Genomic DNA, 11,473 nt, shown 5'->3' on the forward strand with positions numbered 1-11,473 from the left:
GCGCCGATGGTACTGCACTGGTTACGGTGTGGGAGAGTAGGTCGCCGCCGAACTTAATTTGCCCTGCGGGTCGAGCGCCACAAGCGCTCCCCGCAGGGCTTTTTTCGTGCCCGAACCGTCCTGCGCCGGCGGCGGACCCACTTGCGGTGCTGGTTTCCAGCAGGTTTCCGGTCCGGTCGGACTAGTGCGCGAACCGCCCGGCCGGGGTGAAGATGTGGACCATGGAGCACCGGGCCCGCACGTCAGGACTGCGCCGCAGCCGCACGGTCACCACGCCGCGGCTCGGTGAGCTGTTCAACGGCTACCTCGACCCCGAGCGGCCGCACGCCGACGCCTACGACGAGATGTTCTCCGCCGAGGACGGGGTGCGCAGCGCCTACCGCGCGCTGTACGAGTCGGTGGCCCCGTCCCAGGTCAACGACCTGAACGCGCGCAGCGAGGCACTCGGCCGGGCGTTCGTCGACCAGGGGATCACCTTCTCCCTGAGCGGGCAGGAACGGCCGTTCCCGCTCGACCTCATCCCGCGGATCATCACCGCGAGCGAGTGGTCGAAGCTCGAGAAGGGCATCGTGCAGCGGGTGCGGGCGTTGGAGATGTTCCTCGCGGACATCTACGGCGACGCGCAGATCGTCCGGGACGGGGTGTTGCCCCGCAGGCTCATCACCAGCTGCGAGCACTTCCACCGGGAGGCGGCCGGCATCAGTCCACCCAACGGGGTGCGCCTCCACGTCTCCGGTGTCGACCTCGTGCGGGACGAGCAGGGGACGTTCCGGGTCCTCGAGGACAACCTGCGGTGCCCGTCCGGGGTGTCGTACGTCATGGAGAACCGCCGGACGATGGCGCGGGTGTTCCCCGACTTGTTCGCACGCCATCGCGTGCGCGCAGTGGGCGACTACGCGGTTCATCTGCTGCGAGCCCTCAGGAACGCGGCGGCACCCAACGCGGCCGATCCGAACGTGGTCGTTCTCACGCCGGGGCTCGCCAACTCCGCCTACTTCGAGCACTCCCTGCTCGCGCGGCAGATGGGGGTGGAACTGGTCGAGGGACGCGACCTGTTCTGCCGCGACAACTTCGTCTACCTCCGCACGACCGAGGGAGAACGGCAGGTCGACGTCATCTACCCGCGCATCGACGACGACTTCCTCGACCCGGTGCACTTCCGGCCCGACTCGGTGCTGGGCGTCGCCGGACTGGTGAACGCGGCCCGGGCCGGCAACGTCGTCGTCGCCAACGCCGTGGGCAACGGGGTGGCGGACGACAAGCTCGTCTACACCTACCTGCCCGAGATCGTGCAGTACTACCTCGGCGAGAAGATGCTGCTGCCCAACGTCGACACCTTCCGGTGCTGGCTGACCGACGAACGGTCGCACGTGCTCGACCGGCTCGACGAGCTCGTGGTGAAGCCCGTCGAGGGGTCCGGCGGCTACGGGATCGTGTTCGGGCCGGACGCCACTGTCAAGCAGCTCAACTCGCTGCGCAAGCGGATCAGGAGCAACCCTCGCGGGTGGATCGCGCAACCCGTCGTGCAACTGAGCACCGTGCCGACCAAGGTGGGCGACAAGCTCGCGCCCCGGCACGTCGACCTGCGGCCGTTCGCGGTCAACGACGGCAACTTCATCTTCGTGCTGCCCGGCGGGCTCACCCGCGTCGCGCTGCCGGAGGGCAGCCTGGTGGTCAACTCGTCGCAGGGCGGCGGGTCCAAGGACACGTGGGTGCTCGCCGCCAAGTCCTCGACGCAGGAGCGGGAGCTCGCGGAACCGGGGCTCGCCGGCCCGTCCGACATGGAGGTCTCGGCGGCCGAGCAGGGGCCGGAGCTCACGACTTCCCAGCAACAGCAACAACAGCAGCAGTAGGGAGGCGCGCGGAATGCTGGCACGCAACGCGGAGTCGCTGTACTGGATCGGCCGCTACGTCGAACGGGCGGACGACACGGCGCGCATCCTCGACGTCTCGGTCCACCAGTTGCTCGAGGACGCGACCGTCGACCCCGACGCCGCCTCGCGGCAGCTCCTCACGGTCCTCGGGATCACGCCACCGGCGGGGGCGGACCAGTTCGACGTGTGGTCGCTGACGGAACTGGTGGCGTACAACAAGGACAACCCCAGCTCGATCGTCGCGTCGGTCAACAGCGCGCGCGAGAACACCCGTGGTGCGCGCGAAGTCGTGTCGACCGAGATGTGGGAGTGCCTCAACGCGATGTGGAACGCCGTCGCGGAACGGGAGACCTACGCGCGCACGATGGGGCCGCACGCGTTCTTCAGCTTCGTCGAGGAACGCGCGGCGATTTTCGCCGGGCTGGCCGACTCCACGATGTCGCGCGACGACGGGTGGCGGTTCCTCGTGCTGGGACGCTCGGTCGAACGCGTCGACATGATCGTGCGGCTGCTCCTCGCACGGGTCGGCGACAAGGCGTCTTCTCCCGGCTGGGTCACGGTTCTGCGGTCGGCCGGTGCGCACGACACCTACCTGCGAACGTACCGCGGGGCGTTGGACGCGTCGCGCGTGGTGCAGTTCTTGTTGCTGGACAGGCTGTTCCCGCGGTCGGTGTTCCACGCGCTGCGGCAAGCCGAGTCGTGCCTGGAACAACTGGACGACCAACCCTCGGTTCGAGTGGGAGCACGGGCGGAGGCGCTCCGGCTGCGCGGCAAGGCGCGCAGCGAACTGGAGTTCCTGCGGCCGCATGACCTGATCGACGACCTGCCGAAACGGCTCGCGGCACTGCAGAAGACCGTGCGCGACGTCGGTGAAGCCGTGTCGCAGCAGTACTTCCACGTGGCGCCGTGGGTCGCCTGGACGAACACCGAGGTGGGCTGACCATGAGCTGGCGAGTTCGCGTGGTGCACACGACGGGGTACGAGTACGAGGCGCCGGTGGTGCAGTCGTACAACGAGGCACGGCTCACCCCGCGCGGTGACCGCCGTCAGAACGTGGTGGTCTCACGCGTCGAGACGAGCCCTGCGACCCGTGCGTTCCGGTACACCGACTACTGGGGCACCGAGGTCACGTCGTTCGACCTGCACGCGCCACACACGGAACTGAAGGTCGTCGCGTCGTCCGTGGTGGAGACCAGCTCGGAGATCGAACCGGTGATCACGGGCACGTGGCAGGACATGCGCGAGGAGAACCTCGTCGACCGGTACACGGAGTTCCTCGAACCGACGCGCTACACACCGCGCGACCGTGAGCTGCTGGCCAAGGCGCGCGAGCTGAAGAAGGGCAAGTCGCCCTCGGACGCCGTGCTGGCCGCGTCGCAGTGGGTCTGGGAACAGCTCAAGTACCAGCCGGGGTCGACGGGCGTGCACAGTTCGGCCGTCGACGCGTGGCAGGAGCGCAAGGGCGTCTGCCAGGACTTCGCCCACCTCAGCCTCGTCCTCCTGCGCGGCATGGGCATCCCGGCCCGGTACGTCTCCGGCTACCTGCACACGAAGGAGGACGGCGCGCTCCGGGAGACGGTGCGCGGCGAGTCGCACGCGTGGATCGAGGCGTGGACCGGGGGCTGGTGGGGGTACGACCCCACCAACGCGATCCCGGTCGGTCCTCGCCACGTGTGGGTGGCGCTCGGCCGCGACTACGCCGACGTCGCGCCGTTGAAGGGCATCTACTCGGGCGGTGCGGCGACCGCGCTGGAGGTCACGGTGGACATCACGCGGCTCGCCTGAGTCACCAGGGCAGCGGGCCGTGGGCGGAGAAGAAGCCACCGGTCGGGCCGCCGGGACCGGCCTGCGCCATGCGGACGATGATCTCGGCGCCCTCCTCGACGGTCTGGGTGCCGGTGTTCGCGTTGAGGTCGGTTTTCGTGTAGCCGGGCTCGACGGCGTTGATCCGGATGCCGGGGAACGCCTTCGCGTACTGCACGGTGACCATGTTGACCGCCGTCTTGGACGCCGGGTACGCCACACCGGGGTAGAAGTGCGTCGGTGAGCCCGGCGTGCTCGCGGAGGTGACCGAGGCCAGGCCGCTGCTCACGTTCACGATGACGGGCGCGGCGGAACGGGTCAGCAGCGGCAGGAACGCGTGGGTGACCCGCACGAGGCCGAAGACGTTCGTCTCGAACATCGTGCGCATGTGCTCGCCGGTCGTGTCCGCGGCGGTCACGACGGCGCCGTCTTCCGTGCGGCCCTCGACGCCGGCGTTGTTCACCAGCACGTCCAGTCCGCCATCGGCCTCGACGGCCTTCGCGGCGGCGGCCACCGACTCGTCGTCGGTCACGTCGAGGACGACCAGGCGCGCCCCCAGCCGCTCAGCGGCCAGGCGGCCCCGTTCGGCGTCCCTGCTGCCCAGGTAGACGGTGTGGCCCGCGGCCAGGAGGCGGCGGGCGGTCTCGAAACCGAGGCCCTTGTTCGCCCCGGTGATCAGTGTCGTGGTCATGGGTCCCAGGGTCGTCGTGACCCCTGGGGCCGACCAGCCGACTGGTTTTCCCGGGACTGCCGGTACCAGGCTCAGCGCCAGCCGTGGCGTTCCCGCAGGGCGTCCACGACCTCGCCGAACGCGGCGGGGGCCAGCACGGCGCCCTCGCGGCGGATGTCGTCGTCCGAGTCGAGCGCGAAGACGCGGTCCAGGCGCAGGTAGGAGTCCCGGCCCTCGCGGTCCCAGGCGCCCGCGCCCAGCTCCAGGTAGTCGTCGCGCGGCTCCTTCGAGGAGAGCATCAACGCGATCAGGTCGCCGTTCGCGTGGCCCACGACCAGCAGCGGGCGGTCCTTGCCGCGGTTCGGGTCCTCCTCGTAGGGAACCCAGGCCCAGACGACCTCGCCGGGGTCGGCGTCGCCGTCCACCGAGGGCTCGTAGGCGAGCTTCGCGGCACCGGCCGCGTCGTAGATCTCCCGGACCGCGCCCTTCTCGGGGCGGGGGTCCTCACCGTTCATCTGCACGAACGCACCCTAGTGGTGCAGAGCACCACCGCCACTATGGGACCATGAGGGGACACCCGTCCGATTTCCTGTTGAGGACTGCCTTGACCACGTTCGCCGACACGACCTTCACGCCTCCGGAGCTCATCCGGAACTTCTGCATCATCGCGCACATCGACCACGGCAAGTCGACGCTGGCCGACCGCATGCTGCAGCTCACCGGCGTGGTCGAAGCGCGGGCGATGCGCGCTCAGTACCTCGACCGCATGGACATCGAGCGCGAGCGCGGCATCACCATCAAGGCGCAGAACGTGCGCCTGCCGTGGCAGCTCGAAGGCCAGGACCACGTCCTGCACATGATCGACACGCCGGGCCACGTCGACTTCACCTACGAGGTGTCCCGCGCGCTGGAGGCCTGCGAGGGCGCCGTGCTGCTGGTGGACGCCGCGCAGGGCATCGAGGCGCAGACGCTCGCGAACCTGTACCTGGCGATGGAGAACGACCTCACCATCATCCCGGTGCTGAACAAGATCGACCTGCCCGCCGCGGACCCGGACAAGTACGCCAAGGAGATCTCGCACATCGTCGGCTGCGAGCCGGAGGAGGTGCTGAGGGTCTCGGCGAAGACCGGTCTCGGTGTCGAGGCGCTGCTGGACGAGGTCGTCCGGAAGGTGCCGGCCCCGGTCGGCGCGGCGGACTCCCCGGCCCGCGCGATGATCTTCGACTCGGTCTACGACACCTACCGCGGCGTCGTCACCTACATCCGCGTCGTCGACGGCAAGATCACGCCGCGCGAGCGCATCAAGATGATGTCGACGGGCGCCACCCACGAGATCCTCGAGGTCGGCATCGTCTCCCCGGAGCCGAAGCCGTCGCAGGGTCTGGGCGTCGGCGAGGTGGGCTACCTGATCACCGGCGTGAAGGACGTGCGCCAGTCCAAGGTCGGCGACACCGTCACGTCCGAGCGCAAGGGCGCCACGGAGCCGCTGGCCGGCTACCGCGAACCCCGCCCGATGGTCTACTCCGGCCTGTACCCCGTCGACGGTTCGGACTACCCGGAGCTGCGCGAGGCGCTGGACAAGCTCCAGCTCAACGACGCCGCCCTCACCTACGAGCCGGAGACCTCGGCGGCGCTGGGCTTCGGCTTCCGGTGCGGCTTCCTCGGCCTGCTGCACCTCGAGATCACCCGCGACCGGCTGGAGCGCGAGTACGGCCTCGACCTCATCTCCACGGCCCCGAACGTCGTGTACCGCGTCGTGATGGAGGACGGCACCGAGCACGTCGTGACGAACCCGTCCGACTGGCCGGAGGGCAAGCGCGCCGAGGTCTACGAGCCCGTCACCAAGTGCACCATCATCGCCCCGTCCGACTACATCGGCGCGATCATGGAGCTGTGCCAGTCCAAGCGCGGCCAGCTCGGCGGCATGGACTACCTGTCGGAGGACCGCGTCGAGCTGCGCTACACGATGCCGCTCGGCGAGATCATCTTCGACTTCTTCGACTCGCTGAAGTCCCGCACCCGCGGCTACGCCTCCCTGGACTACGAGGAGGCGGGCGAGCAGGACGCGGAGCTCGTCAAGGTCGACATCCTGCTGCAGGGCGAGACGGTCGACGCGTTCAGCGCGATCGTGCACAAGGACTACGCCTACGCGTACGGCACGCGCATGGCGACCCGTCTGCGTGAGCTCATCCCCAGGCAGCAGTTCGAGGTGCCGATCCAGGCCGCGATCGGTGCCCGCGTGATCGCCCGCGAGACGATCCGCGCCATCCGCAAGGACGTGCTGGCCAAGTGCTACGGCGGTGACATCACCCGTAAGCGCAAGCTGCTCGAGAAGCAGAAGGAAGGCAAGAAGCGCATGAAGATGGTCGGCAGGGTCGAGGTGCCGCAGGAGGCCTTCGTCGCCGCGCTGTCCACCGACGAGCCGAAGGGCAAGAAGTAGCCGCGGTGGCACGTCTTCACGTCGGCTGCGCCATGTGGAACCACAAGGCGTGGGTCGGTCGGTTCCTGCCGCAGTCGCTCCCGGCAGGGGAGCGGCTGCGGGCCTACGCGGGCTGGTGCAACGCCGTCGAGGGCAACACCACGTTCTACGCGACGCCCGCCCGCAAGACCGTGACCGCTTGGGCGGAGCAGACCGACCCCGGGTTCCGGTTCGTGGTGAAGCTGCCCAAGACCGTCACGCACGAGCGGCGCCTGGCGGGCGTCGAGACCGAGATGCGGGCGTTCCTCGACGCGGTCGAACCCCTCGGCGACCGCGCGGTCCTGTGGACGCAGCTGCCCGGCTCGTTCGGCCCGGCGGAGGTCGACGCCCTGGCCCGCTTCCTGCGCCGGCTGCCCGCCGGCCTCCGGCGGGCCGTGGAGGTGCGCCACCCCTCGTTCTTCACCGACGAGCGGGCGACGTCGCTGCTGGAGGGCGCGCTCTCCAGCGTGGACGCCGAGTGGGTGCCGTTCGACACCGAGGTCCTCTTCCGGAGCCCGCCGACCAGCGAGGCCGAGCAGGAGGCCTGGGAGCGCAAGCCCCGGCTGCCGCGGCGGACGCGGGCGCTCAGCGACCACCCGGTCGTCCGCTACCTGGGCAGGGACTCAGCCGAGGAGACGGTCGAGGGGTGGCAGCCGTGGACCGAGGTGGTCGCCGGCTGGCTGCGGGAGGGCAGGTCGCCGACGGTGTTCCTGCACACCCCCGGCAACGACGACGCCCCGGCGCTCGCCCGCCGGTTCCACGACGAGGTGCGCGCGCTGGTGCCCGGCCTCGACGCACTGCCCGAACCCGAGCCGGTCGAGCCCGCGACCCTGTTCTGAGCAGAGGTTCATCAGGTCGTGCGACTGTCGGTGACCTGCCGCGTTCCCTAACGTCGGGGGACATGACCTCCGTTATGAGCCTTGAGAACGACGTCCGGCGCTTCGAGAAGTGGGACGTCGACGGCAACGGGATCATCGACCGCGGCGACTACGAGGCCGAGGCCCGCCGGATCGTCGCCGCGTTCGGGGAGACCCTGAACAGCGGCCGCGGCCGGGCCGTCATGGAGGCGCTCGTCGAGCTCCACCGGCGCCAGGCGGAGGCGGCGGGCGTGGGCCCGTCCGGTGCGATGAACCAGCAGCAGTACCTGGCCGCGAACCAGCAGCTGATGTTCGGCCGCGGCGACACCGGTTTCGACGAGCTGCTGCGGCCCGCCATCGCCGCGATCGCCGACCTGTGCGACACCGACCGCGACGGCCTGGTGAGCAAGGTCGAGCTGCGCCGGTGGCTCGGGTCCGCGGTGGGGCTGAGCGACGCCGACTCCGACGCCGCGTTCGACCGCATCGACCTCGACGGGGACGGCGCGCTCACGGTGGACGAGCTCGTCGTCGCGGTGCGCGAGTTCCACTACGGGCGGCTGGACGTCCCGCTGCTGGGCTGAGCCACCGCGTACCGCAGGTGCGTGACGCCGGGGGCCATGACGACGTCGACCAGCGTCAGGCCGACGTCCTGCCGTCCGCCAGCGCGACGGCGTCCTCGATGGTCGTGGCAAGCGTGTGGCGTCCGGTGAGTTCCGCCGGGCGGTGTCGACCTGCTGCCGGGATCCGGTGTTGCCGGATCGGCAACGTAGTTTGCTGTTTTCGCACGGCCTGCGGGACCTTGGGACCATGACGACCGCACAGGAGTTCTGGGAGACCTTCTACTCGGAGCGGGACCAGGTCTGGTCCGGCAAGCCGAACCCGCTGCTGGTCCGCGAGGCCGAACGGCTCGCGCCCGGCAGCGCGCTCGACGTCGGGTGCGCCGAGGGCGGCGACGCCGTCTGGCTCGCGAAGCGGGGCTGGCGGGTGCTCGGCGTGGACGTGTCGCAGACGGCGCTGGACCGGGCGGTGAAGCACGCCTACGACGCCGGCGTGGAGATCTCGGTGGAGCAGCACGACCTCAAGGCCACGTTCCCCGAGGGGCTGTACGACCTCGTGACCGCGCAGTTCCTGCACTCGCCCGTCGAGGAGGACGGGGAGCGCAACAGCATCCTGAAGCGGGCCGCGGCGGCGGTGGCGCCGGGCGGGCACCTGGTCATCGGCGGGCACGCGGGGGCGCCGTCGTGGTCGGAGCACCAGGACTACTACTTCCCGACGACCAAGGACGTGCTCGACCACCTGAAGCTCGCGGACAACTGGATCATCATCACCGACGAGGTGGTGGAACGGCCGCTGATGGGGCCCGAGGGGCAGGAGGAGATGCGCAAGGACAACGTGCTGACGCTCAAGCGGTTGTTCTAGAAACGCGAAGGCCACCCTCGGCATCGTTGCCGGGGTGGCCCAGAAGGGGTTCGTCAGGCGGAACGCAGGAGGCGGTCCATCGCCTGGCGGTTGATGATCGACCGGAGTTCGCCGGTCTCCTCCGCCGAGTGGCGGGAGAGGATGGCGTCGAGCTCCAGGCGGTCACTCTCGGTGGTGTAGCTGGCCAACTGCCGTTCCAGGCTCTGGCGCTTCACGCGAGCCGCGCGGCGGGAGGCCAGGCTCGAGCGCAGGGACTTCACGGACAGGTCGTGGCGGGTCATCGTGTCCTTCCAATCTCGGTTACGTTTCGATAATACACCCTGCTCACGAGGTCTGTACCGATGAAGAAGGCGAGCTAGCTCACGTACTCGTCGAGCAACCTCAGGGCCCGCGCGTACTTGGCCTGCAAACGTTCGCGCGTGGCGTCGTCCAGCTGGGCCATGCGGGCGGGAGAGGTGTTGTCGGCGATGTCCGCGTGCTTCACGGTGAGTGCCAACGGGTTCGCGGCCACGCGGCGCAGGTAGTCCTCCTGCGGCTCCTCCGGGAGGTGTGACAGCGCCACGACCGCGTCCACCACGGCGGCGGGGCAACCGCGGTCCAGCAGGGCCTCGGCGGTCACCGGGGTGTCCTCGACGACGTCGTGCAGCACGGCGGTCATCTGCTCGTGCTCGCCGGACACCGAAGCCATGACCCGCAACGGGTGGCCGATGTAGGGACGACCCGACTTGTCGAGCTGGCCGTCGTGGGCGGCGGTGGCGATCGCGATGGCGTCTTCGAGGGTGAACACGGGCATCAAGCTAAACCAGGACTTGACCAGGTGCAGTGGTCTAGTCCATTTTTAGTCCACTCACAACATGGTCGCCGCATGAGTGTGTGGAGGTGGACCATGTCCAAGACCAGACGGGCAGCGATAGCGCTGCTGTCCGCGTTCGTCGCCTGCGCCGGTCTGGTGCTCGTGCTCACCGGCAGCGCCGCCGCCGCGAACCTCGCGGCCAACAGCGGCTTCGAGGCGGGCAACCTCAGCGGCTGGACCTGCACCGAGGGCACGAGCGTCACCGGCGCCACCAAGCGCACCGGGTCGTACGCGCTGCAGGGCGCGCCGGCCGGGCAGAGCAACGCGCGCTGCCAGCAGACCGTGAGCGTGCAGCCCAACACCGCCTACAAGCTCTCCGCGTACGTGCAGGGCAGCTACGTCTACCTCGGCGTCACCGGTGGCGTCGAGAAGAACACCTGGACGCCGGGCTCGAGCGGCTTCAGCCAGCTGACGGTGGACTTCAACTCCGGTAGTGCCGGCAGCGTCACGATCTACGTGCACGGCTGGTACGGCCAGCCCGCCTACTTCGCCGACGACGTCAGCCTCGACGGCCCCGGCACGCCGCCCACGAGCACGACGACGACCACCACGACCACTACTACGACCACGACGACCACCACCACGACCGGACCGCCGCCGAACACCGGTCTGCCCAAGCACGTCCTGACGGGCTACTGGCAGAACTTCTACAACGGTGCGCGCGCTCTGCGCCTGTCGGACGTCCCCACGACCTACGACATCATCGCGGTCTCGTTCGCCGACGCCACGGCCACGCAGGGCCAGGTCGCGTTCAACCTCGACCCCGGTCTGAGCAGCCAGCTCGGTGGCTACACCGACGCGCAGTTCCGGGCCGACATCAGGACCGTGCAGAACCGCGGCCAGAAGGTGATCATCTCCGTCGGCGGTGAGAAGGGCACGATCAGCGTCGGCAACTCGACGGCGGCGGCGAACTTCGCGAACAGCGTGAAGTCCCTGATCTCGTCCTACGGCTTCAACGGCGTCGACATCGACCTGGAGAACGGCGTCAGCGCCCAGTACATGGGCCAGGCGCTGCGCGACATCTACAACGGCGGCGGCAAGGTCATCACGATGGCGCCGCAGACGATCGACATGCAGAACGTCAACGCCGAGTACTTCAAGCTGGCGCTCGCGACCAAGGACATCCTGACGATCGTCAACATGCAGTACTACAACTCCGGTTCGATGCTCGGCTGCGACCAGCAGGTCTACAGCCAGGGCACGGTCAACTTCCTGACCGCGCTCGCGTGCATCCAGCTGCAGAGCGGCCTGCGCGCCGACCAGGTGGGCCTCGGCCTGCCCGCGTCGCCGTCCGGTGCCGGTGGCGGCTACCAGTCGCCGTCCAACGTCAACAACGCGCTCAGCTGCCTCGCCCGCGGCACGAACTGCGGGTCGTTCAAGCCGAGCACGACCTGGCCGTCCATCCGCGGTGCCATGACGTGGTCGATCAACTGGGACGCCTCGAACAACTGGCAGTTCGCGAACACCGTTGCCCCTCATCTGGACTCCCTGCCCTAGATGATGGAAACCCGTCGGTGTCACGTCCACAATGGACGTGAC

12 protein-coding genes are annotated in these 11,473 nt (G+C 69.3%); 8 read left to right on the top strand and 4 right to left on the bottom strand.

Annotated elements, in window-relative coordinates:
• Window positions 1-221 precede the first annotated feature (221 nt).
• Genes ACFWGZ_RS33870 through ACFWGZ_RS33880 form a run of 3 tightly spaced genes read left to right on the top strand, consistent with a single transcriptional unit; the run spans window position 222 to window position 3,659 of the window.
• Window positions 222-1,853 (top strand): circularly permuted type 2 ATP-grasp protein, encoded by a 1,632-nt coding sequence (locus ACFWGZ_RS33870; RefSeq protein WP_382455662.1) that lies wholly within the window; start codon window positions 222-224, stop codon window positions 1,851-1,853.
• 13 nt (window positions 1,854-1,866) lie between these two features.
• Entirely contained in the window at window positions 1,867-2,814 is a 948-nt protein-coding gene (locus ACFWGZ_RS33875; RefSeq protein ID WP_382455663.1) for an alpha-E domain-containing protein, read from the top strand.
• 2 nt (window positions 2,815-2,816) lie between these two features.
• The gene (locus ACFWGZ_RS33880; protein WP_382455664.1) at window positions 2,817-3,659 is read left to right on the top strand and encodes a transglutaminase domain-containing protein; all 843 of its coding nucleotides are present in this window, start codon (window positions 2,817-2,819) and stop codon (window positions 3,657-3,659) included.
• A gap of 1 nt (window position 3,660) precedes the next feature.
• On the opposite strand, the gene ACFWGZ_RS33885 is transcribed toward ACFWGZ_RS33880, so the two are convergent.
• Window positions 3,661-4,368 carry an SDR family NAD(P)-dependent oxidoreductase gene (locus ACFWGZ_RS33885; protein ID WP_382455665.1) on the bottom strand — a complete coding sequence of 236 codons (708 nt, stop codon included), beginning with the start codon at window positions 4,366-4,368 and terminating at the stop codon, window positions 3,661-3,663.
• Between the two features lie 71 nt (window positions 4,369-4,439).
• The gene (locus tag ACFWGZ_RS33890; RefSeq protein ID WP_382455670.1) at window positions 4,440-4,862 is read right to left on the bottom strand and encodes a type II toxin-antitoxin system PemK/MazF family toxin; all 423 of its coding nucleotides are present in this window, start codon (window positions 4,860-4,862) and stop codon (window positions 4,440-4,442) included.
• An 89-nt stretch (window positions 4,863-4,951) separates the two neighbouring features.
• Between ACFWGZ_RS33890 and lepA the strand changes: the two genes are divergently transcribed.
• The 4 genes from lepA to ACFWGZ_RS33910 all read left to right on the top strand — a co-directional run bounded on the left by lepA (window position 4,952) and on the right by ACFWGZ_RS33910 (window position 9,081).
• On the top strand, window positions 4,952-6,787 hold the full coding sequence (lepA, locus tag ACFWGZ_RS33895; protein WP_382455671.1) for a translation elongation factor 4: 1,836 nt from the start codon (window positions 4,952-4,954) through the stop codon (window positions 6,785-6,787).
• A 32-nt stretch (window positions 6,788-6,819) separates the two neighbouring features.
• On the top strand, window positions 6,820-7,644 hold the full coding sequence (locus ACFWGZ_RS33900) for a DUF72 domain-containing protein (RefSeq protein ID WP_382455672.1): 825 nt from the start codon (window positions 6,820-6,822) through the stop codon (window positions 7,642-7,644).
• A gap of 74 nt (window positions 7,645-7,718) precedes the next feature.
• On the top strand, window positions 7,719-8,243 hold the full coding sequence (locus ACFWGZ_RS33905) for an EF-hand domain-containing protein (RefSeq protein ID WP_382455666.1): 525 nt from the start codon (window positions 7,719-7,721) through the stop codon (window positions 8,241-8,243).
• 226 nt (window positions 8,244-8,469) lie between these two features.
• Window positions 8,470-9,081, top strand: a complete 612-nt coding sequence (locus ACFWGZ_RS33910) for a class I SAM-dependent methyltransferase (protein ID WP_382455667.1) — start codon at window positions 8,470-8,472, stop codon at window positions 9,079-9,081.
• Window positions 9,082-9,134: 53 nt separating this feature from the next.
• Here the strand turns inward: ACFWGZ_RS33910 and ACFWGZ_RS33915 are convergent, their stop codons facing one another.
• Together ACFWGZ_RS33915 and ACFWGZ_RS33920 are read right to left on the bottom strand one after the other, a co-directional pair.
• Window positions 9,135-9,362, bottom strand: coding sequence for a hypothetical protein (locus ACFWGZ_RS33915; protein ID WP_382419852.1), 228 nt, complete (start codon window positions 9,360-9,362; stop codon window positions 9,135-9,137).
• A 74-nt stretch (window positions 9,363-9,436) separates the two neighbouring features.
• The gene (locus ACFWGZ_RS33920) at window positions 9,437-9,868 is read right to left on the bottom strand and encodes a phosphohydrolase (RefSeq protein WP_382455668.1); all 432 of its coding nucleotides are present in this window, start codon (window positions 9,866-9,868) and stop codon (window positions 9,437-9,439) included.
• 99 nt (window positions 9,869-9,967) lie between these two features.
• Between ACFWGZ_RS33920 and ACFWGZ_RS33925 the strand changes: the two genes are divergently transcribed.
• Window positions 9,968-11,431 carry a chitinase gene (locus ACFWGZ_RS33925; protein WP_382455669.1) on the top strand — a complete coding sequence of 488 codons (1,464 nt, stop codon included), beginning with the start codon at window positions 9,968-9,970 and terminating at the stop codon, window positions 11,429-11,431.
• Window positions 11,432-11,473 lie beyond the last annotated feature (42 nt).

This window comes from Lentzea sp. NPDC060358, assembly GCF_042725365.1.
Lineage (GTDB): Bacteria > Actinomycetota > Actinomycetes > Mycobacteriales > Pseudonocardiaceae > Lentzea.